The sequence below is a fragment of the Corallococcus sp. AB032C genome (assembly GCF_003668935.1).
GTDB lineage: Bacteria > Myxococcota > Myxococcia > Myxococcales > Myxococcaceae > Corallococcus > Corallococcus exiguus.
The window spans coordinates 1-22,167 of record NZ_RAWP01000122.1; the positions used below are offsets into that span (position 1 = coordinate 1).

Here is a 22,167-nt window from a genome sequence, read left to right on the forward strand (position 1 = left end):
GCCCCCGGCCGCTCCCCTGCCCTCCTGTCGTCAGCCCTGCCTACATGCCCCGTCCCAGGGGGGATGACCCGTCCAGGAACTGCTGCGCCCGGCCCTCTTGTGGCATATACCCACACCATGCCTTCCGCCCTCACCGCCTCCCAGATCCGCGAGGCGTTCCTCCAGTTCTTCGAGGAGCGCGCCCACCGCCGTGTGGCCTCCTCCTCGCTGGTGCCCGTTGGCGACCAGACCCTGCTGTTCACCAACGCCGGCATGGTCCAGTTCAAGGACGTCTTCACCGGCCGTGAGCAGCGCGACTACCGCCGCGCCACCTCGTCCCAGAAGTGCGTGCGCGCTGGCGGCAAGCACAACGACCTCGACAACGTGGGCTACACCGCGCGCCACCACACGTTCTTCGAGATGCTCGGCAACTTCTCCTTCGGCGACTACTTCAAGGCCGACGCCATCTCGTTCGCCTGGGAGTTCGTGACGAAGCGGCTCGGCCTGTCCATCGAGCGGCTCGCCGTCACCGTGTTCAACGGCGAGAACAACATCCCCTGGGATGAAGAGGCCTTCGACCTGTGGGCCAAGGAAGGCGTGTCTCGCGACCGCATCCTGAAGCTCGGCTACAAGGACAACTTCTGGGCCATGGGCGACACCGGCCCGTGCGGTCCCTGCTCTGAAATCCACTACCACCAGGGCGACGACATCCCCTGTGTGGAAGAGGCCGCGGGCAGGAAGTGCCAGGGCGTCGCGTGTGATTGCGACCGGTGGCTCGAAATCTGGAACCTCGTGTTCATGCAGTTCGAACGCAAGGAGAAGGACGCGCCCCTCATCCCGCTCCCCAAGCCGTCCATCGACACCGGCGCCGGCCTGGAGCGCATCGCGTCCGTCGTCCAGGGCAAGCGCTCCAACTACGACACCGACCTCTTCCAGGGCATCCTCGCCACCGTCAGCGAGCTGTGCGGCAAGCCCTACACCCAGGAGACCGGCGCCTCGCAGCGCGTGGTCGCCGACCACGCCCGCGCCACCGCGTTCCTCGTGGCCGACGGCGTCCAGCCCTCCAACGTGGCGCGCGGCTACGTCCTGCGCCGCATCATGCGCCGGGCCATCCGCCACGGTGACACGCAGCTGGGCATCAAGGAGCCCTTCTTCTTCAAGGTCGTGGACCGCGTCATCGAGCTCATGGGCGACGCGTTCCCCGAGCTGCGCGACGGCCGCACCTTCATCCTCGAGGTCGCCAAGCACGAGGAAGAGGGCTTCCGCCGCACGCTCGACCGTGGCCTCAAGCTGATGGACGAGGAGCTGTCCAAGCTCCAGGGTTCCGGCGGCAAGATGCTCGCTGGCGACGTCGTCTTCCTGCTGCACGGCACCTACGGCTTCCCCTGGGACCTCACGCAGATCATCGCGCGCGAGCGCGGCTACGACGTGGACCTGGAGGGCTTCAACAAGATCAAGGAGAAGGAAGCCGACGAGCAGGACGACTTCGTCAAGACCAAGAAGGGCACCACGGAGGTCTTCCAGACCGTCCTCGCGCGCACCGCCCCCACCCAGTTCCTGGGCTACGACGGCGAGGGCCACGAGGGCGAAGGCAGCGTCATCGCCCTGGTGCAGGACGGCGTGGAGGTGCCCCAGGTCTCCGCGGGCGCCACGGTGGACGTCGTGCTGGACCGCACGCCCTTCTACGGCGAGTCCGGCGGCCAGCAAGGCGACACGGGCCGCATCGTCGCGCACGGTGGCAAGACCGTGGTGCAGGTGAAGGACGCGCAGCGCCCGGTGCAGGGCCTCATCGTCCACAGCGTGGAGGTGAAGGAAGGCACGCTGAAGGCCGGCGACATGGTGCAGACGTCCGTGGACGTGGAGCGCCGCAAAGCCATCCGCGCGAACCACTCCGCCACGCACCTGCTGCACAAGGCGCTCAAGCGCGTGCTCGGCGAGCACGTGAAGCAGGCGGGCTCCGTCGTCGCGCCGGACTTCCTGCGCTTCGACTTCTCGCACTTCTCCCCCGCCACCCAGGAACAGTTGGAGCAGGTGGAGGACCTGGTCAACACCTGGGTGCGCGACAACGCGGACGCGCAGACGCGCGTCATGAACCTGGACGACGCGAAGAAGTCCGGCGCCGTGGCCATGTTCGGTGAGAAGTACGGCGAGACGGTGCGCGTCGTCACCGTGCACCCGGAGTCCACGGAGCTCTGCGGCGGCACGCACGTGAAGCGCAGCGGCGACATCGGCCTGTTCAAGATTACCAGCGAGAGCGGCGTCGCTTCCGGCGTGCGGCGCATCGTGGCCGTGACGGGCGTGGGCGCGCTCCAGTTCGTGCGCGAGCAGGAGCACGAGCTCAAGAAGGTCGCGGCGCTCTTGCGCACGAACCCCAAGGAGGTCGCCACCCGCGTGGAGGCCACCCAGAAGCGCGTGAAGGAGCTGGAGCGCAAGGTGGAGGAGGTCTCGGTGAAGGCCCAGTCGGCCTCGCAGAAGGACCTCCTGGACCAGGCGCGCGAGGTCAACGGCATGAAGGTGCTGGCCACGCGCGTGGACCCCGCGGACGACAAGGTGTTCCGCGGCATGGCGGATCAGCTGCGCGACCGCATCGGGTCGGGCATCATCGCCATTGGCGGTGAGAAGGACGGCCGCGCCGTCATCCTGGTGGCGGCCACGAAGGACCTCGTCGCCAAGGGCATCAGCGCGGGCAACCTGGTGCGCGAGATGGCCAAGGAAGTGGGCGGCAAGGGCGGCGGCAAGCCGGACATGGCGCAGGCCGGTGGCCCGGACGCGGACAAGCTGCCCGTGGCGCTCGAGAAGCTCTTCGAGCTGGTGAAGGGCGCGAGCCCGGCGTGAGTCCTCGCGCTTCATCCCGCATCCTGGCGTGCCTGACGGCGGCCCTCCTGTTGGGGGGCTGCACGAAGGAAGCCTCCACGTCCGAAGAGGGACAGGAAGCCGACGCACGCACGCTCCAGAAGCTGCGCGCGGAGGCGGACCGGGTGAAGCAGGGCGGCGCCGTGGCCGCGCGTCCACAGCCTGCCCAGCGCGAGCCGGAGGAGTCGAAGCTGGCGGGCCTGGCCGCGGGCATGGGCGACAGCGGGCCGCGCAAGCTGCGGCTGCCCGAGCGCAACGACACCGTGCACGTGGACACGGTGGCGATGAAGGTGACGGGGCTGGAGGCGTCGCACTCGGTGAAGGGCTCCGGCAAGGCGGGGCTGAGCCTCACGACGGAGGACCTGTTCCTTCGCGTGGAGCTCATCACCCAGAACGTGGGTGGGATGCCCGCGCCGCTGACGCTGGAGGGCGTGAAGCTCACGGACGCGAAGGGGCAGACGTATCCGCTGGCGCGTGACGCGCAGGCGGTGTCCGGCACGAAGCCCCTGCCCTCCACGTGGGCGCCCGCGCAGCGCACGGAAGTGGCGCTGCTGTTCGAGGTGCCGCCGGACGCCGTGCAAGACGATGGGCTGGCGCTCGTGGTGCGGGGCTCCGGCGGGGACGTGCGGATCCCCTTGCGATGACCGGGCCGGCCCCCAAGCTCCTCCCGCTGCGCATCCGACTCCCGTACACGGGGGAGGAGGAGTTCATCGAGCGGTATGGCTCGAACGTGGGGCGCGGTGGAGTGTTCGTGGCCACGCGAGCACTCAAGCCGGAAGGCACGGGGCTGGCGTTCGAGTTCGTCCTCGCGGATGGCACGCGGCTGTTGCGCGGTGAAGGCGTGGTGTTGAAGGCGCAGCCGGACGCGGGCAGTGCGCGGACCGGGATGACGGTGCGCTTCACCAAGCTGGACGCGGCGAGCAAGGCGCTCATCGATCGCATCGTCGCGCGGCGGAGCGGGATGGAGGTGGCGCCGCCGGGGCTGGTGCGACGGACTCCAGCCGTGAATCCGGCACGGCCTGCGTCAGGCATTGAAGCGCCGGCACCGGTAGAGCCTCCGGCGAAGGTGGTCCTCGAGAAACCGGGGACACGCGCCGCGCCGCCGAAGGCGTCCATGACGTTGCCGGCCGTGAAGCTGCCCGTCGCGGAGCCGCCGCCGGACCTGGCTGAACCGGATGACCCGGTGTCGCTGTTTCCGGAGCACGCGGTCGACGAAGAAGAGGAACTGGCGCCCCTTCCGTCGGTGGACTTCCTGCGGAAGCCACGGAGGCGTCCGGCCGGACTGGATCCACAACGGGCGACCCAGGAGATGTTCACGGTCCAGCCGACGACTCCTGCGTCCAGAGGAGTCCAGGCAGCGGACGCATCGACTACTCCAGAGGCCGATGGCAGTCGCGTGGAAGCGCAGCCCGCGGCGGCTGATGGGGACGCCTCCGTTCCGGATGCACGCGAGGACGAAGCGCTTCCACCGGCAACAGAGGCATCTGGCGCGCCTGACGCTGGCGAAGCATCCGCGCACCACTTCACTCCCGCGTCAGTGGACGCGTTTGATCCGAACGCCGTGCTCGGAGCCGCGCATGCTCCCGAGCATTCCGGGTGGAGCCCCGAGTACGCGACGGAGGAGACTGGAGACACGGCTTCCGAGTTCGCGGACACGCCAGGCGCAGCGGAACCGGCGCACGTGGAAGCGGCAGCCGTGTCCGTTGAGACGCAGGCGGACTCCGGCTCGTCGTTCGACTTCGACGTCGACCTCAGCATGGAGTCCGATGAGTCCCCCGCTCCGGCGGAGCCCGGTCCCCAGTTCGCACCGGACTCCCCTGCGACGGAAGACGCCGAGGACGCGACGCTCCCTCCGGGAGAAAGTTCCTGGGCTCCCTCAGAAGCCCCCGACGCCGTCAGCGCCCAGGAGCCGCTCCATTCAGAGGCGAGCAGTGAATGGAGGGATCCGGACTCCGACACCGAGGGCGCCTCTTTCGCGGCAACGGTGCCTTCGGAAGAAGACGATGCTCGGACGGTGTCGGCCTCCGATGCCGAGGGGGGCGATACCGAAGCAGCGCTTCCGCCGGCGGAGCACTTGCCGGCCGCCCCGGACTTCGACGCCGCCGAGGGCTCGACAGCGGAGACCGCTCCGGCAGTCACGGACTCCGACGTCGTAGAAGACCTTCCCCAGGCGACGTCGCAGCCCGTGGAGTTCCATTCGGAGGATGCTCCGAAGGAAACGCCCCCTCCTCCAGAGCCGTTCACGACGCCGAGCCAACGGGAGGCCGAGCGCCTTCGCGCATGGGGTATCGATCCGGACTCCCTTCCGCGCGCGCTCAGCACAGACTCGGAGGACGTGGATCCATTCAGCGCGGCGCTTGAACAAGCTGTCGGAGCCACGGACACCGACGAGCCCGAGCGCGACACGCAAGCCGTCACGACTTCAACGGCCGCTCCTACCGCGAGTTCGGCCCCTGTGCCCGAGCCCGTCTCCGCGCCTCCGATGGACGAGGAGGACGCATCGACAGTCGTCGTGGTCGAGCTGCCGACCGAGGATGCCTGGACGGCGCTCGTCGGATCCTCTGCATCCGAAGACACGACCCCGGCAGTGGCCGCGCCCGCGGTGGATGCTTCGCCCGAACTCGAATCGGCGTCGGTCCAAGCGCCAGAGCACGATGAGGCACTCGCTTCTGTGCTGGCTGCGGGGTCCCACGAAGAGACGCGGTCCGCATCCCCGGTAGCACCGCCCCCCGAAGAGACTCCGCCACCGACGGTGTCCACCCCGGCGGCCCTGGACGCCTCGAATGCGCTCGCGTCCGACACGAAGCTGCCCGTCGAGGAATCGGCGCCCCTCCAGGTTTCCACCAGCGCCTCCGCGTCACCGGTCGCATCGGGCGAAGCCACACAGCACACCGCGGCGAATGCCCCCAGCGGCACCGAAGCCGCCGCTCTGGGCAGCACTGCCGAGGAACCATCGCCGCGCGAATCCGCCGTGGAGCACGAAGATTCCGGTGCGGACAGCTCGACCTCGGAGCAACAGCCCGCCGCCAGCGAAACCACCGCCCAGGTCAGTACGCCTTCGCAGCAGGCATCCGCCACGGAGCAGCCGCCTCGTTCCAGCGAAGCCACCTCGCCCATCAGCGCGACGTCGGAACAACCGTCCCCCCAAGCACCGGCCGCGACAGAGCCCCCGCGCGCCAGCGAAGCCGCCACGCGCATCAGCACGGGTTCGGAACCCCAGCCCCCTCAAGCATCAGCTGCGACAGAATCCCCGCGCGCCAGTGAAGCCGCCGCGACCCTCAGCGCAGCGTCGGAACAACCGAATCCTCAAGCATCGGCTGCGCCAGAGTCCTCCCGCTCCAATGAAGCCGCTGCACTCATCAGCGCAGCGTTGGGACAAGCATCGGCCGAGACAGAATCTCCGCGCTCCAGCGAAGCCACCGCGCCCAGTACCGCGGCGTCGGAACAACCGAATCCCCAAGCATCGGCTGCGCCAGAATCTCCGCGCACCAGTGAAGCCGCCGCGACCATCAGCACGGCGGCGGAACAACCGAATCCCCAAGCATCGGTCGCGACAGAGTCCTCGCGCTCCATCGAAGCCACCGCTCCCGTCAGCGCGGCGTTGGGACAAGCATCCGCCGCGACAGAATCTCCGCGCTCCAGCGAAGCCAACGCGCCCACCCGCGCGACGTCGGAACAACCGAATCCCCAAGCATCGGTCGCGACAGAAACCCTACGGTCCACCGAAGCCACGGCATCTGTCCTCACGGCCTCATCACCACCGCCGTCCCAGACCTCCACCGCGCCCCAGTCCCCGCGCACCGACGAAGCCGCACCACCGCCTTCCGCTGACGCACAGAGCAGCACCGCCACCGCGCGCAGCCGCCGCCGCACGCTCTTCGACCTGGCTCCCGCCGTGCCCGTCACCACGCCCGCGGCGGCGGAGGTCGTGCTCGGCATCGACGTGGGCACTTCACACGCGCGCGTCGCCGCGTTCATCGACGGCGTCGCCACGCCCATCCCCATCCCCGGCAACGACGGCTCGGGCCTTCCCTCCGTCATCGCGGTGAACAGCGCCGGAGAATTCCTGGTCGGTGCCGCCGCGCTCGTCGAAGCCTCCCGCGCACCCCGCCGCGCCGCGACCGGCCTCAAGCGCCTGCTCGGCGTGCGCGCCCGCTCCCCGAACCTGCGCTGGCTCTCCCCGCAGCTCCCCTTCCCCGTCGCCACCGACCGCCATGGGGACGCGGGCGTGGAGCTCGATGGCCGCCACGTGGCGCCCACCCTCCTCACCGCGATGCTGCTGCGCGAGCTGCATCAGGCGGCCACCACGCACCTGGGCCGCAAGGTGACGCGCGCCGTGCTCTGCGCGCCTTCGCACTTCACCGAACGCCAGCGCGCCGCCCTTCGCGAGGCCGCCACCATGGCCGGCCTGGACGTGCCCCGCGTGCTCACCAACAGCGCCGCCGCGGCGCTCGCGTACGCGTACGGCCGGGGCCTCGCTCGCAAACGCGTCCTCGTCGTGGACCTGGGCGGCGGCGGCCTGGAGGTCTGCGTGGTGCAGGTCACCGGCGATGACCTGGAGGTCGTCACCACCGGCGGCGACCCCACCCTCGGCGGCATGGACTTCGACGCCCGCATCGCCGAGGCACTCGCCAGCGACCTCGCCGGACAGGGCCACCCCCGCCCCGAACACCTGCTCGACTGGGGCCCCCTGCGCACCCTCGCTGAGTCCACCAAGGAGACCCTCTCCACCCAGGACAGCGTGGACGTCACCCTGCCCACCGGCCCCGGCCCCAAGCTCGACCGCGAGCGCATGGAGGCCCTCACCGCCGACCTCGCCCAGCGCGTCGTCTCCGTCACCCGCGAGGTGCTGGAGTCCAACGCCCTGTCCCCTCAAGGCCTGGACGCAGTGCTCCTCGTGGGCGGCCAGTCCCGTTCACCGCTCGTGCGCCGCCGCCTGGAGGAGAGCCTGGGCGTGCCCGTGCGCGACGACGGCGTGGACGCCCGCACCGCCGTGGTGCGCGGCGCCGCGCTGCTCGGTCACGCGCTCTTGCTGTCGGAGACCGGCAAGCCCGCCGCCAGCGTCTCGGAGGTCCTCACCGCCCCCATCGGCGTCGCCGAGGACGCCGGCACCTTCCGCCGCGTGCTGGAGCGCAACACCCGCCTGCCCACCGCGAAGACGCTCGTCATCCCCATCACCGTCCCCGGTCCGCTGGCGCTCGCCTTCTTCCAGGGCACCGCCGCCACCGCCGTGGAGAACGAATGGCTCGGCTGCCTCACCCTCTCCGTGGAACGCCCCGGCGAGGTGGAGGTGCACCTGGAGTTGTCCACCGACGGCACCCTCGCCTTCAGCGCCACCCTGCCCGGCGCGAAGCGGCAGCCGGTGACGCTCGCGGCGGAGGAGCTGGACGACGCCTCCCGCGATGCCCTCATCGCCCGCTCGCCCTTCCACACCGAACCGGAAGCCCGGCCGAGCGGCCTGCTTTCCGGCTTGAAGAAGCTCTTCGGCCGGCGCTGAGGCCCTCGGCCCCCTGGCTCCGTCCACTGGACGGGTGCGCTGTCCCGCCCCGTCGTCCCAGCTTCCATTCCAGGTCCCACACTTCAAGGGGGAGGAACCTGGTCATGAGACGGACTTCGATGGTGGCAGGACTGGTGGTGGCCGGCACGTGCGTGGCGGGGCCGGCCCTCGCGATGGATGCGAGCGAGGTGTCGCGAAAGCTCAGCTTCAGCGAAGAGGACTCCACGGCCGGTCTGGACGTGGGCGTGGGCCTGGGCGGCTACACCGGCAAGCTGGGCAATGAGACGGGTGTGGGCGGGCTGTTCAACATCACCGCCAACGCCCAGCCCTGGAAGTACATCGGCGTGGAGGCCGGCTACGAAGGCCAGAACATCCCCATCGATGACGCCCGCGTCCTCGGCGGCAACCACATCTGGCGCAACAACGGCTCGTTCATGGGCAAGCTGGGCCCCGTCGTCGACCACAAGTGGCACCCCTTCGTGGGCGCGGGCTTCGGCCTGAGCTACCTGCACGCGTCCTCGGGCTCCCAGCCCATCTACGGCAATGACTGGCAGACGGAGTTTCCGCTGGCCGCGGGCATCGAATACCGCCTGGGCCACCTGTCCGCCGGCGTGCGGGCCACCTACCGCCTCGTCGGTGGCGAGGACCTGACCACCGTCCCCGGCACCACCGACGAGGCCAAGGGCAGCCTCTTCAACGGCAACCTCACCGTGGGCGGCCGCTTCTAGCCCGCCGCCCCGGCGCCGCGTCCGCGGGACTCACGCCCCCGCGGACGCATCACGTCCTCACAGCTCGAAGCGCGTCATCAGCACTTCCGGACGCGGATCTTCCTTCCACGCGTCCAGCACCGCCTGCGCCGGCGACCGGCCCGAAGCCGCCACCGCCTCCAACGGCGCGAGCAGCGGCGCGTCCTCGGGGTCCAACCGCTGCAGCCCACGCTTCGCGATGGCCACCATCTCCCCGGCCAGCCGGTGCAGCTCGCGCGGCCCCAGCTTCCCGGCCAGGCCCTCGCGGCGCGCGGTGTCGTGGAAGGCCAGGTGCTCGGTGAAGTTCAGCCGGGGCAGGAGCAGCTCCGCCTCCTCCAGCGCCTGCGCGTCGTAGAGGATGCCGCGCCAGAGTGCCCCCAGCGCCCCCGTCATGGCCGCGCTGGCACAGTCCGCGCCGCGCACCTCCAGCACCTTCTTCAGCCGCACCTCCGGGAAGAGCGTGGACAGGTGGTCCGTCCAGTCCCCCATGTCCGGCGGCTTACCCTCGTAGCCCTCCTTCATCAGCTGACGGAAGGTGAGCTTCGGGTGGCGGTACTCGCCCTCGCGGCGCAGGAACAGGAGCGGCGCGTCCAGCGCCCAGTCCACATAGGCCTGATAGGAGAACGAGCCGTCGAACCAGGACGGCAGGTAGCCGCAGCGCGTGGGGTCCACCTCTTCCCAGACGCGACTGCGGAAGGACATGTAGCCGGAGGGCTTGCCCTCCAGGAGCGGGCTGTTGGCGTACAGCGCCACCAGGAGCGGCGACAGGCGCGCCACCGCCACCGTCTTGCGCACGCAGTCCGCCTCGTCCGCCCAGTCCAGCGACACCTGCCCGGTGGACGTCATCAGCATCATGTTCAGCGCCAGCCGGCCGCGCTCCGGCAGCGTGCGGCGCATCACCTGGTAGCGCGTCTTGGGCATCCAGGGCATCTCCCCCGTGGTGCCCACCGGCCGGTAGCCCAGCGCCACCAGGCGCAAGCCCAGCGCGGACGCCGCCGCCTTCGTCTCCTTCAGGTGCTGGAGGTTCTCATGGTGCGCCTCCCGCGCCGTGTGGAAGGGGCTGCCGGACAATTCGAACTGCCCGCCCGGCTCCAGGGAGATGGCCGCCATCCCGCGCTGCAGCGCGATGACCGGCGACCGGGGCGTCTCCCGGAAGGGCTCGTAGCCGCCCGGGGCGATGCGCTCCAGGAGGGCACCAATCCCGTTCGGTCCCTCGTAGGGCGGGGGTTGGGCGGACCCCACGGGATAGATGAACTTCTCGTGCTCCAGCCCCAGCCGGTGCTGGGTCCGGGGCTTCTCCCCTTTGCGAAGCTCCTCCACCAGGGGGGCGGCGGAAGTGAGGGGCTCGGAGGCCACGCGCTTGAGGTCGAGGGACATGAGGGCGCCCTATATAACGGGGGCCGTTGGCCTTGCCCTCATTTGAGCACCCCGACCCCATGCGTCCTGCGTCCCCCGTCCCCACCCTGGCCCCCCGGCCCCGTCTGTCGGATTTCCTCCAGGGCGTGGGGGTGCTCGGCCGCGCCTTCGGGCTCATCTTCCGCTCGCGCCGCCTCTTCCTCCTCTCCAGCCTGTGCGCCGTCCTCACCGCCATCACCCTGCTGGGCCTGGCCGTCCTGCTCTACCGGTACGCCCCCGGACTCCTGGAGTCCGTGTGGGCCCGGCCCGAGTCCTGGTACGGACAGGCCGGCTGGTACACCGCGCTCGTGCTGGGCTCCCTGGTCGCCTGGGTGGTGGGCGCCAACGTGGCGCCTCCGCTGCTCCTCACGCCGCTGCAGGACCCGGTGTCGGAGGCCACGGAAGCCGAGTGTGCGGGAGCGGACGCGGTGCTCTCACCCGCCTCCTTCCTGCGGAGCATGACGACAGGGCTGTTGCACACGCTCGCCCGCCTGGCGCTGCTCTTCCTGGGGCTGGCGATGCTCCTGCCGCTGAACCTCCTGCCGGGCCTGGGCAGCGTGGCGTTCACCGTGCTGGCCAGCCTGTGGACCATGCTCTGGATGGCGGCGGAGCACCTGGCCGCGCCCATGACGCGCCACCTGTACCCCTTCGCCCAGGTGCGCCGCATGCTGCGCGAGCGCCGGGCCCTCTGCCTGGGCTTCGGCGCGGGCGTCTACCTGCTCCTGTGGGTGCCCATCCTCAACACCTTCTTCCTCCCGGTGGCCATCGTCGGGGGCACCCTGCTCTACCGGGCCCTGAGGGAGGCCGGGGACCTGCCCCCTCCACCGGATGCTGGGGCCTGACGCGAAATAAAGGGGGAGGCCGGGTGTCCGTACGTCCAGGCTCCCCCGGGAACGCATTGCCTGCGGCAGACGTTCTCGGTCGCTAGTGACAACGCCACGCCTTGAAGCACCTGGAAGCCGTGATTAGGCTTGCCCGGCCGCTGCCTGGTTCCTTGGCTTACGTCGAACCGTTCGGATTCACAGGGCTTTTCACGCATCACCCGGGGCGCCTCTCGCGCCCCAGCTGGGATGAACCGCATGCCGCGTATCTTCCGCCGCATCACCGCCGTCGCCGTTCTGTTGGGGGCCTGGGCATTCGCAGGCAGTGACCGTGCGCCCCTCCCGCTCACCGTGGGAGCGGCGGAGGCGGGGCAGGACTCCTGGGACGGCGCGCTGCCTTCCGCCAGCAAGAGCGAGAAGGCCCCTCACGACCTCAACAGCCTCCGCGTCCTCACGAAGGTCATCCTCTACGTGAAGGAGAACTACGTCGACCCCAAGCGGGTGAAGCCCAAGGAGATGATGATCGCCTCCCTGGAGTACGTGGAGAAGAGCGTCCCGGACGTGCTCGTGGACGGCAACCCGGAGACGGGCAAGCTCAACGTCAACGTCAACGGCAAGCAGAAGGAGTTCGACATCTCCCACGTCGACTCCCTGTGGAAGATGTCCTTCGCGCTGAAGGACGTGTTCGACTTCCTGTCGAAGAACATGCGTCCCATCGAGGAGACGCGCGACATCGAGTACGCGGCCGTCAACGGCATGCTCTCCACGTTGGATCCGCACTCGGTGCTGCTGCGCCCGGAGCTGTACCGGGAGATGAAGCTGTCCACCAAGGGTGAGTTCGGCGGCCTGGGCTTCGTCATCCAGATGAAGGAGGGCAACCTCACCGTGGTGAAGGTGCTGCCCAAGACGCCCGCGTCGCGCGCCGGCATCCAGAAGGACGACCGCATCAAGAAGATTGGTGAGGAGTCCACCGTCAACATGGACCTCAACGAGGCCGTGTCCAAGCTGCGCGGTCCGGTGGACAGCCGCATCACCATCACCGTGGAGCGCGACGGCTGGGACAAGGCGCGCAACATGACGGTGGCGCGCGCCATGATTTCGATTGAGTCCGTGCAGCACAAGCTGCTCGCGGGCGGCGTGGGCTACGTGCGCCTGAAGAACTTCCAGGGCAACACCACGCGCGACCTGGAGGCCGCGCTGACGGACATCCGCAAGCAGGCGGACGCCAAGGGCGGCTTCAAGGGCCTCGTGCTCGACCTGCGCGGCAACCCGGGCGGCCTGCTGGAGCAGGCCATCCAGGTGTCGGACACGTTCCTGTCCAAGGGCACCATCGTCGCGACGGTGGGCTTCAGCGACAAGCTGCGCGAGGAGAAGCGCGCGCGCCCCACGGAGGGCGAGGAGAACTACCCCATCGCGGTGCTGGTGAACGCGGGCAGCGCCTCCGCGTCTGAAATCGTGGCGGGCGCGCTCAAGAACCTGGACCGCGCGGTCATCATCGGGCGCCAGACGTTCGGCAAGGGCAGCGTGCAGGTGCTCTACGACTTCCCGGACGACAGCGCGCTCAAGCTGACCATCGCCAAGTACCTCACCCCGGGTGACGTCTCCATCCAGGAAGTGGGCATCGTGCCGGACATCCAGCTGGTGCCCACGCGCGTCACCGCGGACCGGGTGGACGTGTTCGCGCCCCGCAAGTCCATGGGCGAGGCGGACCTGGATCAGCACTTCGGCAACCCGGAGTCCTCCACCGTCGCCAAGAAGCGCGAAGAGGTGCTGGACCGCGAGAAGCCGGGCACCAGCCTCAAGTACCTGAAGGTGGACGAGAAGGCCGTCCAGGCCGCCGCCAAGAAGGAAGAGCCGAAGGAGAAGGTCGCCGCCAAGCCGGCCCCCGGCGCCAAGGACACCAAGAAGGAGCACGGCCAGAATGATCCGCTCCTGGACGTGGACGTGGCCGGTCAGGGCGAGGACCTGGACGACCAGCTGGACGCGGAGTCCCAGGAGGAGATCAAGGAGGACTTCGAGGTCCAGTTCGCCCGCGACTTCGTCCTGAAGGTCCCGGCGGTGAAGCGCGCCGAGCAGATCGCCAAGGGCAAGACGTTCGTGGAGCAGAAGCGCAACGAGGAGGAGCAGCGCATCAACAACGCCATCGCCGCGCTCGGCCTGGACTGGAGCCCCGGTCCCACGCCCAAGAACGTGCAGCTGGACGCCAGCTTCTCCCCGGGCTCCGACGCGAAGATTCTGGCCGGCGAGCAGCTGGACATGGTCATCAACGTGGAGAACAAGGGCACGGAGCCGCTCAAGCGCGTGCGGGGCTGGACGGAGAGCGACAACGCGTTCCTCGACCGCCGCGAGTTCCTCTTCGGCGCCATCGCCCCGGGTGAGAAGAAGTCCTGGAAGGTGCAGGTGCGCCTGCCCAAGGACCTCACCAGCCGCCGCGACGACGTGAAGGTGAAGCTGTTCGACGACAACGGCGCGCTGCGCGACACCCTGGTGTCGGAGCTGTCCTTCGTGGAGCTGCCCCGCCCCGCGTTCGCCTTCAACTGGCAGGTGGTGGATGACTGCGCCGAGTGCAACGGCGACGGCGTCGTGCAGCGCGGCGAGGACGTCACGGTGGTGATGGACGTCACCAACACGGGCGTGGGCCCGGCGCTGGACTCGTTCGCGCAGATCAAGAACGGCGGCGACGCGAACATCTTCATCGAGAAGGGCCGCTTCAAGCTGGGGGAGATCAAGCCCGGTGAGACGAAGACGGCGCGCTTCCAGGTGTCCCTGAAGAAGGGCTTCAAGGGCGACACCTTCCCGCTGAAGCTGGCCATCCTCGACGAGCCCCTGGAGGAGTTCGTCCTGGAGAAGCTCCAGCTGCCCGTGAAGGACGGCCCCGTGGCCCCGCTGGAGGTGAAGAAGGGCCTGGTGAAGCTCAACGACAAGGCGGAGCTGTTCGCCTCGCCCACCGCGGACGCGCGTCCGGTGGCGAAGCTGCCGCAGGGCGCCACGCTGGCCCTGGAGGCCACCACCAAGGGCTACTACAAGGTCGCGCTGGAGAAGGACCGCTTCGCCTTCGTGCGCACGCAGGACGCGAAGGAAGTGAAGACCGGCAAGGCGGCGGCGCCCAAGACGGTGGCGTTCACCACGACGCACCAGCCGCCGGACATCAAGCTGGACGTGGATCCGTCGCACGGCGGCGTGGTGGTGAACGGCGACAAGTTCACCCTCTCCGGCGCGGTGAAGGACCCCAACGGCCTGCTGGACGTCTACGTGCTGGTCAACGACCAGAAGGTCTACTTCAAGGCCGTGGACCCCAAGGGCGGCGAGCCCAACACGCTGAAGTTCACCGCTGACTTCGCGCTCAAGGAGGGCAACAACAACGTGCTGGTGGTGGCCCGCGAGAGCACCGAGTTCGCCAGCCGCCGCACGCTGGTCATCCGCCGCCGTCCGGCGGAGGTGGCGCAGAAGGTGGCGACGCCCGCCGCCGCGGCCACCACGCCGGTGAAGCCGCGCCAGCAGTAGGCCTTTCCGGGCACGCACCCGGAAACCGCCTGACCCGGGCGGCTCGCTTCCAGCGGACGTCCCCCTTCGAACGGGGGCGTTTCCCTGGAGGAGGGCCGCCCGTTTTGTTGACGCTTCACCGAGGGCCGATTTAGGGTCCGCCGGAGGTGGGCGCCCGCTTGGCCGGCACGCGTCCCGGAGGCGTGATTCCCCCATGCGGACGTTCAGTCGGTGGCTGGTGCTCGCGACGGCGCTGTCAGGGGCCGCGGCCCATGCGGACGCCAACGACCTGGTCATTTCCCGCTACGGTGTCGAACGCCGTGGCGCTTCTTCCGTCATCACCAACACGGAGTTCGCCGAAGCCAGCGCGGACTTCCGTGCCTTCGCGCGCACGTTCGGCGCGGTGATGACGTCCGCGAACCTGATGCCCCCGCGCACCACGGGGCACTCGGGCTTCGCGTTCAACGCGGAGCTGTCCGTCGTGTCGCTCCCGTCCCCGGAGCAGGTGCAGCTGCCCACGGAAGCCGAGCAGCCGAGCTCCGTGCTGGTGCCGTCCCTGCACGTGCGCAAGGGCCTGCCCTTCTCGCTGGAGCTGGGCGGGCGCGTGGGCTGGATTGAGAAGAGCAGCATGGTGACGGCCACGGGCGAGCTGAAGTGGGCCGTCAACGAGGGCTTCACGTACCTGCCGGACGTGGGCGTGCGCCTGCACGTGACGAAGCTCTTCGGCGCGCAAGACCTGGACCTGACCACCACGGGCCTGGACATCGGCGTGGGCAAGCAGTTCCCGCTGGGCGGCATGGTGACGGTGACGCCCTACGGCGGCCTGGACCTGAACTTCGTCAGCGCCACCACGCGCACGCTGGACTTCGACCCGAGCCGCAACCCGGCGGACACGGCGGGCAACGACTCGCGCGACGCGCTGACCAACACCGCGCCGTACTCGCGGGTGAACGCGGGCGACAACCTCACCCCGCGCTTCTACGCGGGCGCGCGCTTCATTGGCGGCGTGCTGCAGCTGGGTGCGGAGATTTCGCTCACCAACCTGGGCAGCTTCGACCAGGAGGGCGCCGGCAGCCGCGACCTGCCCTCCGTCTTCGCCTTCAACACCACGTTGGGCCTGGACTTCTAGTCAGCGCAGGGCCTCGCGGACGCGGCCCGGGCGGTTGGTGATGAGGTAGGACACCCCCAGGTCCCGCAGCTCGCGGGCGCGCCGGGGGTCGTCCACCGTCCACGCCGCCACGCGCAGGCCCGCGTCGTTCCACGCCGCCACGCGCTCCGGAGTGCACGCCTCGTGGAAGGGGTGCACCGAGTGCGAGGACACCAGCGGGCTCAGCGCGTATGCCTGCAGCGCCCAGGGCTTGTCCGGGTCGATGAGGAAGCCCCGGCGCAGCGTGGGCGCCACCGCCGCCAGCCGGAAGAGGCACAGCGGGTTGAAGCTGGACACCACCACGCGGCCCGCCAGGTCGCGCTCGCGCAACAGCCGCGCCACGCCCGCCGCCAGGCCGCCGTCGTCGAAGCGGTCGCACTTCAGCTCGATGTTGAACAGGAAGTGCTCCGGCAGCGCGTCCAGCACCTCCTCCAGCAGCGGGATGCGCGCGGGGGCGAAGCCCAGGGGCGTGCCCACGTCCGCGCGGGAGAGCTTCCACCAGGGCGTGGAGCGGACCTCCCAGGGCTGCCCCGCCAGGCGGTCCAGGCGCTCGTCGTGGCACACCACCACCTCGCCGGAGCCGCATACCATGGCGTCCAGCTCCACGCCGTCAGCGCCCTGGCGCACGGCCTCCGCGAAGGCCTCCAGGGTGTTCTCGGGGGCGTCGGCGCTGGCACCACGGTGAGCGAGCAGGAGCATGGGCGCGCAGTGTGCGCTCAAACGCCGACTGTGCGCAGCGCCGACGTGGCAGGCGCATACGAGGGTGGACACGCTGGCGCGACTTGCCTCGCGGGTGGGTTTATTGCAGTGTCCGACGCATGTTGGGCACCGGAGAGTTCCTCGTCCTCGGCTTCATCCTGCTGGTGGTCTTCTCGGCCGCCCGGATGGGGCAGTTGGGCAACGCGGTGGGCAAGTTCGTCTACTCGTTCCGCAAGGCGTCGCGCGGCGATGACCTGGTGGACGTGAAGCACCTGCCCCACTCACGCCGGGGCACCACCGACGCGGACTACACCGAAGGCTCCTCCAAGGACCGCCGCTCCTAGAGCTCCTCGTCGGCTGGGAGCACCAGCGGACCGGGCGGGGTGCCGGGCGCTGGCGCGAGCAGCAGGCGCGCGGCCTGCTGCCTCAGGGCGGGCAACAGCCCCGCGTCCTCCACCATCTCGCGCAGGTCCAGGGTGGAGAGCAGGGGCACCAGCTTCGCGCCCACCTCCGGCGGCAGGTACGGGTTGAAGGCCAGCGCGCGGCGCACCTTGTGGCGCACGGACCAGCGCGGCGACTTCCAGATTTCGACGAGCGGCTCCGGACGCGCGGGCCTGCGCGCCGCGATGCGCACCACCAGGTCCTCGGTGAGGCGCGGATTGATCAGCACGTTGCGCAGCACGGCCGGGTTGCTCACGGTGGCCAGGCGCGACAGCACGTCCGGGTCGCGCGTGAGGCGGGCCTGCTGCTTCAGGTGGCCCAGCGACTGGCTGGCGGCCTGCGCGTCCGCGCGGGCGGCGGCGTCCGCGTCCAGCTCCTTGCGCGCGGGGCCTTGGGCGAAGAGGTCCGCCACCGCCTCCAGTGACTGCACGTGGGCCATGCGCCGGAGCGCCTCCACGTGGGGGATGTGCTCGGCCTCCTGGTCCAACGCGGCCAGGAAGTCCGACAGCACGCAGGTGGCGGGGGCCTGTCCGGCGCGGGACAGCGACAGCAGGTGGCCGATGAGCTCGTTCGTGTCGAAGGGCTCACGCCGGGCCAGCTCGCGCGCGGCGGCCTTGCGGCGCACGGTGGCGCCTCCGCCCAGGGCGTGCAGGTTGCGCGCGAGCACGCGGGCCTCCTCCAGCGTGGACATGACGGCTCAGCCTCCCGTGCGGTCCGCGGTGGGTTCGGAGGGGATGGGCTCCAGCGTCACCTCCAGCCGGAGGCCGGTGAGGTCCGCGGGGAACTCCTGGAACAGCACCAGGAAGGGCACCTTGCCGCCCGGCGGCACCGGGAGGGACGCCGCGTCCATGCGCTGGCGGAGTGAGGCGGCGGCCTCGCGGGTGGTGACGGCGTGGAGTTCCTCCGGAGTGGCCAGCGCGCCCGCGAGCCCCTCCGTGGAGCGCACCCGCTGGTCGCCGTCGAAGAGGGCGGCGCGCACGCGCACGGCCGCGGCGGCGCCAGTGCGGTTCTCCGCCTCTCCGCGCACGACGAAGAGCATGCGTCCGTCGCGCGTCTCGTAGAGGCCGTTGGACACGTCGCTCGCGATGAACGGACGGGACGCGGGCAGCACCAGCGTGCGCAGGCGGTCCGGGGACAGCGTGGAGGGGTCCACCTTGCCATCGCGCAGGTACATGGTGCCCAGCGCGCCCAGGGCCACCACCAACACGGTGGCGATGGTGAGGTTGAGGACCAGCCCCGTCAGCTTCCGCGCGCGGCCGGGCATCCGGCGCTGGGGCATGCCCACGTCCTCGATGCGGGCGGAGGGCTTGGCCACGGTGACGGCCGGACCCCCGCGCATGCTGGCCAGGTCCACCACCTCGCGGCGGGGCGTGGTGATCTTGAACGGGTCGCCGTCGTCGTACGCCGGCACGTCGCTCAGCAGCGAGATGCCGCCGGGCTCCTCCGCGCCCGCTTCCGCGGGCACATCCCCGAGCAGCGCGGCGCGGCCGGTGTCGGAGGCGGCCACCCCCTCCTCGCCGGAGGCCCCCGCGCCGGAGAAGTCGAACAGGTCGCCCATCGGCTCCGGACCGACGTGGGTGTCCTCGGGGGCGTCCTCGGGCGCGGCGGACAGGTCCGGGGACGGAGCCGCCATGTCGATGGACGAGAACGGATCCTCGCTCTCGAAGCCCGGCGAGGGCGTCACCGGCCCCACCGCCGTGGCGCCGCCTGGAGCGGGCGCCTGGGCGACGTTCGCGGCATGGCGCAGGGACGCCGCGTCCGGGACCGCTGGAACGTCGATGGGGAAGTCGAAGAGCGGATCCGGCGCGAGGTCCGTCGAACCGGCGGCGGCCAGCCCCGCGGCTGCCACGGGCGCGGCCCCGGGACGTGCCGCCCCGACAGGGACCGAGGCCAGGGGCATGCGCGCGACGGGGGCTCCCGCCGAAGGCATGGGGGCACGCGGGGGAGCAGCGCCCGACGGTGCCGGTCCGCCGGCCGGGAAGGCGCCAGGCCCCGGAGGCATGGCGGCACGCGCGGGGACAGCACCCGCCGGCGCCGGTCCGCCGGCCGAGAAGGCACCAGGCCCCGGAGGCATGGCGGCACGCCCCGGAGCGGCGCCGATGACGGCCGGAGAGGCGCCGGGAGGAGGAGCCACCGCCCCAGGAGGAACCGGGCCCCTGGGCGCCGCTGGCCTCGGAGGTCCCCCCAGAGGCGCGGCCTCCGCGGCGAACGCTCCGGGTCCGCTCGGAGCCACGGCCGCCGGACGGGCCCCACCCGCGAGCGCCCCGGGAGGAGCGGCCCGGGGAGGCGCGAAGGCCCCCGGAGGCACCGGGCGGGGAGCCGCCGCCGGAGGAGCAGGAGCCACGGCCGGCCGGGGAGCGGCCACCGGAGCGCTCGGCGCCGGCGCGTCCATCATGAAGTCCGCGAACGGGTCATCCAGGTCCGGAACGACCGGATTCGGGGGCGGCGGCGGAGGGGCCGCCTGACGCCGGGACGCGACGCCCGGAACCGGCGTGGGCGGGTCGAACGGCATCATCGCCCCGGCGGCGCCCGGCGTGGCAGGGGCCTGGACGGGGGCCGCTTGCGGGGCGTCCACGTCGATGTCCACATCCACGTCACCCCAGGACTGGACCTGGGACCTCACGGCGGGGGCGCCGGGCGCGTAGTACGCGGCACCCGGGCGGGTGACCTCCCCGGTGGGCTCCGGGGCGTCTCCAAACGACTGGAACGGGTCCGCCTGCTCGGCCGGAGGGCCAGCGGGCGGGGGGGCGCTCGGGGCCGGCGCGGGCTCACGCGCGACCCGAAAGGTGTTCTGACATTTGGTGCAGCGGACCTTGACCCCTTTTTCCGTCACCTTCTCGTCGGGGATCTTGAACCGCGTCTGGCACTGTTCGCACTGGACGATCATGGGGTCGGGTCGGGGGGACTTGGAGCATAGGCCCACCCGGCAACCACCGCGAGTCGGGCCCGGGTAACTTGCTCGCTTCCAACCCCTTTGATACGAGGTTCGCCCCTTTGGAAATCAAGAAGTAAACCAGTAAATGCCAAGGCGCAGCCGGGGTCGGAGACGACAGACATGAGCGAGGCCGAGCAAGCAAACGCTCCCAGCAACACCAAGGAGCCCAAGATCATCAAGCGCTACACGAACCGGAAACTCTACGACACCGTGGAGAGCCGGTACGTCACGCTCGATGAGATCGCCGCGATGATCAAGGAGGGCACCGAAGTGCGGATTGTCGACAACCGCACGAAGGAAGACCTGACCTCCGTCACCCTCGCGCAGATCATCTTCGAAGAGGAGAAGAAGAAGAACCAGATGCCTCTGTCGGTGCTGCGGGAGATCATCCGCCACCCCGGCGAGTCCATCTCCGGGTTCATCCAGAAGGAGGTCTCGCCGCGCGTGGCCTCCATCCGCGAGGAGGCCGAGCAGCGGCTGGACAAGCTGCTGCGCCGTGAGGACGGCAGCCTGCAGGAGGCTCCCCCGGAGGCCCCCGCCGCCACGCCCGCGCCGCAGGCCGAGGGCAGCGCCGCGAGCCTCAACCCGGCGGAGCTGCTCAAGGCCAGCCAGCGCGCCTTCGAGGACTTCCAGCGCCGCATCGACGAGCGCGTGAAGCAGGTCGTGGAGAACCTCACCGGCAACCTCCCCGCCCTGGGCCGCGACATGCAGGCGCTCGCGCAGCGGCTGGAGGAGCTGGAGAAGAAGCTCGACGCCGTGGAGAAGGGCGACAAGAAGGACGTCAGCGCGTCCTGAAGCACCCGTGCCTGAACGCCGTGGCGCCCGTGAGGAAGCGGGCGCCGGCGCTTCAGGCCACCTTCGGCCGGGCCCGCTTCCGCTTCGCCGGAGGGGCCCCGCCGTCAATCTCCGCCGCGATGGCCGCGAGCATCCGCGCCCCCGGGCTCTGGGGTGCGTACTCCCAGATGGTCTTCCCGTGGCTCTGCGCCTCGTCCACCTTGACGCTGTAGCCCAGCGGCGTGGCGGCGAGCGCTTCGGGGAAGTACGTCCGCAGGCGCTCCAGGATTGCCGTGGCCAGCGCCGTCTTGCGGTACAGCGTGGGCACCACCCGGGTGACGCGCAAATCCGCGCGCCCTTCCGCCTCGCCCACCTGGCGCACCGTCTCCGCCAGCTCCGCGCACCCGTCCAGCGCCAGGTACGTCAGCGCCACCGGCACCACCACCTCCGTGGCCGCCACCAGGATGTTGCGCGTGGTGAGCCCCATGGACGGAGGCGCGTCGAACAGCACCATGTCGTAGCCCGCGGCTTCCGCTTCGCGCATGCGGTCCGCCAGCCGGTGCGCGCGGCGCGGGTCCTGCGCCACGACCACCGGGAACTCCGCCATCTCCTTGTACGCCGGCACCACGTCCAGCCCGCTCACGCCCGTGGGGCGCACCACGGAGGCCAGGGACACCTCCGCGTCGGTGAGCAGGTGGAAGACGTTGCGCGGCAGCGTGCGCACGTCCAGCCCCAGTGACTTGCCCGCGTGGCCCTGCGTGTCCAGGTCCACCAGCAGCACGCGGCGGCGCTGCTCCAGCGCGAGCCACGCGGCGGTGTTCACCGCGAGCGTCGTCTTGCAGGTGCCGCCCTTCTCGTTGATGAACGCGATGCGCCGCATGGCCTTTGAGGGCTTGCCGCGCCCTACCCCTTCTTCTTCGAGGACGTGTTCGACACCAGCGTGTCCAGCTTGCCTTCGACGGACGCGAGCAGCTTCTCCAGGTCGTCCACCTTCGAGCGCAGCTGCTCCAGGTCCGCCGTGGACGGCAGGTTCATGGCGGACAGCGCCGTGCGCAGCGCCGCGTCCAGCGTCCCCTTCGCCGCGAGCGAGCGGGACACCAGCGTCTGCACCGCCCCCACGAACTTCTCGTTGGAGAGCAGCTGCTGCGCGAGCTTGCCCACGCGCTCCTCGCCCGTCTCCACGAGCTTCTTCATCACCGGGTTGTTCTTGAGCATGTTCTTGGAACCGTTCAGGTCCGGCCCACCACGGACACGGCATCTCGGCCGTCGGGACAGGCGGGACGTCAGGAAGAGGACGCCGCACTCTGGGAGGGGCCAACGCGACGTGTCAAGCAGGGCAACATTGGGGATTTCCGCTCGTGGACTCTCGTTGACTCTCCGGGAGCCCATCCCTACGG

General features: G+C 70.5%; 15 protein-coding genes and 1 pseudogene. 9 read left to right on the top strand and 7 right to left on the bottom strand.

Annotated features, from left to right (window positions below):
* Positions 1-117: 117 nt before the first annotated feature.
* From alaS to D7X99_RS35515, 4 genes are all read left to right on the top strand, one after another.
* On the top strand, positions 118-2,814 hold the full coding sequence (gene alaS / locus D7X99_RS35495) for an alanine--tRNA ligase (RefSeq protein ID WP_121781651.1): 2,697 nt from the start codon (positions 118-120) through the stop codon (positions 2,812-2,814).
* Positions 2,811-3,476, top strand: a complete 666-nt coding sequence (locus tag D7X99_RS35500; protein WP_121781637.1) for a hypothetical protein — start codon at positions 2,811-2,813, stop codon at positions 3,474-3,476. Before alaS ends, D7X99_RS35500 begins: the two co-directional genes overlap by 4 nt.
* The gene (locus D7X99_RS44005; protein ID WP_233613968.1) at positions 3,473-8,329 is read left to right on the top strand and encodes a TIGR02266 family protein; all 4,857 of its coding nucleotides are present in this window, start codon (positions 3,473-3,475) and stop codon (positions 8,327-8,329) included. The genes D7X99_RS35500 and D7X99_RS44005 overlap by 4 nt, the downstream gene beginning before the upstream one ends.
* 104 nt (positions 8,330-8,433) lie before the next feature.
* Positions 8,434-9,057 carry an outer membrane protein gene (locus D7X99_RS35515; RefSeq protein ID WP_121781638.1) on the top strand — a complete coding sequence of 208 codons (624 nt, stop codon included), beginning with the start codon at positions 8,434-8,436 and terminating at the stop codon, positions 9,055-9,057.
* Positions 9,058-9,114: 57 nt separating this feature from the next.
* On the opposite strand, the gene D7X99_RS35520 is transcribed toward D7X99_RS35515, so the two are convergent.
* Positions 9,115-10,452 carry a glutamate--cysteine ligase gene (locus tag D7X99_RS35520; protein ID WP_121781639.1) on the bottom strand — a complete coding sequence of 446 codons (1,338 nt, stop codon included), beginning with the start codon at positions 10,450-10,452 and terminating at the stop codon, positions 9,115-9,117.
* A gap of 59 nt (positions 10,453-10,511) precedes the next feature.
* Between D7X99_RS35520 and D7X99_RS35525 the strand changes: the two genes are divergently transcribed.
* The 3 genes from D7X99_RS35525 to D7X99_RS35535 all read left to right on the top strand — a co-directional run bounded on the left by D7X99_RS35525 (position 10,512) and on the right by D7X99_RS35535 (position 15,903).
* A complete protein-coding gene (locus tag D7X99_RS35525; RefSeq protein WP_121781640.1) occupies positions 10,512-11,312 on the top strand; it encodes an EI24 domain-containing protein in 801 nt (266 codons plus the stop codon).
* A gap of 228 nt (positions 11,313-11,540) precedes the next feature.
* Positions 11,541-14,795, top strand: a complete 3,255-nt coding sequence (locus D7X99_RS35530; RefSeq protein ID WP_121781641.1) for an MXAN_5808 family serine peptidase — start codon at positions 11,541-11,543, stop codon at positions 14,793-14,795.
* A gap of 193 nt (positions 14,796-14,988) precedes the next feature.
* Complete coding sequence (locus D7X99_RS35535) at positions 14,989-15,903, top strand: hypothetical protein (RefSeq protein ID WP_121781642.1); 915 nt, start codon at positions 14,989-14,991, stop codon at positions 15,901-15,903.
* On the opposite strand, the gene D7X99_RS35540 is transcribed toward D7X99_RS35535, so the two are convergent.
* A complete protein-coding gene (locus tag D7X99_RS35540; RefSeq protein ID WP_121781643.1) occupies positions 15,904-16,620 on the bottom strand; it encodes a glycerophosphodiester phosphodiesterase family protein in 717 nt (238 codons plus the stop codon).
* Positions 16,621-16,739: 119 nt separating this feature from the next.
* On the opposite strand from D7X99_RS35540, the gene D7X99_RS35545 reads away from it, so the two are divergent.
* Positions 16,740-16,964, top strand: a complete 225-nt coding sequence (locus D7X99_RS35545) for a twin-arginine translocase TatA/TatE family subunit (RefSeq protein WP_120579459.1) — start codon at positions 16,740-16,742, stop codon at positions 16,962-16,964.
* On the opposite strand, the gene D7X99_RS35550 is transcribed toward D7X99_RS35545, so the two are convergent.
* The 3 genes and pseudogenes from D7X99_RS35550 to D7X99_RS44745 all read right to left on the bottom strand — a co-directional run.
* Positions 16,961-17,752, bottom strand: coding sequence for a hypothetical protein (locus D7X99_RS35550; protein ID WP_121781644.1), 792 nt, complete (start codon positions 17,750-17,752; stop codon positions 16,961-16,963). The two genes, D7X99_RS35545 and D7X99_RS35550, sit on opposite strands and share 4 nt — an antisense overlap.
* A 6-nt stretch (positions 17,753-17,758) precedes the next feature.
* A complete protein-coding gene (locus D7X99_RS44010; protein WP_233613970.1) occupies positions 17,759-18,910 on the bottom strand; it encodes a hypothetical protein in 1,152 nt (383 codons plus the stop codon).
* A 939-nt stretch (positions 18,911-19,849) separates the two neighbouring features.
* Positions 19,850-19,948 (bottom strand): annotated as a pseudogene (locus tag D7X99_RS44745) (zinc-ribbon domain-containing protein); the annotation flags it as partial.
* A 168-nt stretch (positions 19,949-20,116) separates the two neighbouring features.
* Between D7X99_RS44745 and D7X99_RS35560 the strand changes: the two are divergent.
* Positions 20,117-20,791 carry a polyhydroxyalkanoate synthesis regulator DNA-binding domain-containing protein gene (locus tag D7X99_RS35560; RefSeq protein ID WP_121781646.1) on the top strand — a complete coding sequence of 225 codons (675 nt, stop codon included), beginning with the start codon at positions 20,117-20,119 and terminating at the stop codon, positions 20,789-20,791.
* Between the two features lie 52 nt (positions 20,792-20,843).
* On the opposite strand, the gene D7X99_RS35565 is transcribed toward D7X99_RS35560, so the two are convergent.
* Both D7X99_RS35565 and D7X99_RS35570 read right to left on the bottom strand, forming a co-directional pair.
* On the bottom strand, positions 20,844-21,650 hold the full coding sequence (locus D7X99_RS35565; protein WP_121781647.1) for a ParA family protein: 807 nt from the start codon (positions 21,648-21,650) through the stop codon (positions 20,844-20,846).
* 23 nt (positions 21,651-21,673) lie between these two features.
* Entirely contained in the window at positions 21,674-21,985 is a 312-nt protein-coding gene (locus D7X99_RS35570) for a hypothetical protein (protein ID WP_120581280.1), read from the bottom strand.
* Between the last annotated feature and the right edge of the window lie 182 nt (positions 21,986-22,167).

Excerpts from the sequence above, each read along its gene's own strand:
- D7X99_RS35550 (WP_121781644.1), bottom strand. The coding sequence starts at position 17,752 with ATGTCCACGCTGGAGGAGGCCCGCGTGCTCGCGCGCAACCTGCACGCC.
- D7X99_RS35560 (WP_121781646.1), top strand. The coding sequence starts at position 20,117 with ATGAGCGAGGCCGAGCAAGCAAACGCTCCCAGCAACACCAAGGAGCCC.
- D7X99_RS44005 (WP_233613968.1), top strand. The coding sequence starts at position 3,473 with ATGACCGGGCCGGCCCCCAAGCTCCTCCCGCTGCGCATCCGACTCCCG.
- D7X99_RS35520 (WP_121781639.1), bottom strand. The coding sequence starts at position 10,452 with ATGTCCCTCGACCTCAAGCGCGTGGCCTCCGAGCCCCTCACTTCCGCC.
- D7X99_RS35570 (WP_120581280.1), bottom strand. The coding sequence starts at position 21,985 with ATGCTCAAGAACAACCCGGTGATGAAGAAGCTCGTGGAGACGGGCGAG.
- D7X99_RS35525 (WP_121781640.1), top strand. The coding sequence starts at position 10,512 with ATGCGTCCTGCGTCCCCCGTCCCCACCCTGGCCCCCCGGCCCCGTCTG.
- D7X99_RS35540 (WP_121781643.1), bottom strand. The coding sequence starts at position 16,620 with ATGCTCCTGCTCGCTCACCGTGGTGCCAGCGCCGACGCCCCCGAGAAC.
- D7X99_RS35565 (WP_121781647.1), bottom strand. The coding sequence starts at position 21,650 with ATGCGGCGCATCGCGTTCATCAACGAGAAGGGCGGCACCTGCAAGACG.
- D7X99_RS35535 (WP_121781642.1), top strand. The coding sequence starts at position 14,989 with ATGCGGACGTTCAGTCGGTGGCTGGTGCTCGCGACGGCGCTGTCAGGG.
- alaS (WP_121781651.1), top strand. The coding sequence starts at position 118 with ATGCCTTCCGCCCTCACCGCCTCCCAGATCCGCGAGGCGTTCCTCCAG.
- D7X99_RS35545 (WP_120579459.1), top strand. The coding sequence starts at position 16,740 with ATGTTGGGCACCGGAGAGTTCCTCGTCCTCGGCTTCATCCTGCTGGTG.
- D7X99_RS35530 (WP_121781641.1), top strand. The coding sequence starts at position 11,541 with ATGAACCGCATGCCGCGTATCTTCCGCCGCATCACCGCCGTCGCCGTT.
- D7X99_RS35515 (WP_121781638.1), top strand. The coding sequence starts at position 8,434 with ATGAGACGGACTTCGATGGTGGCAGGACTGGTGGTGGCCGGCACGTGC.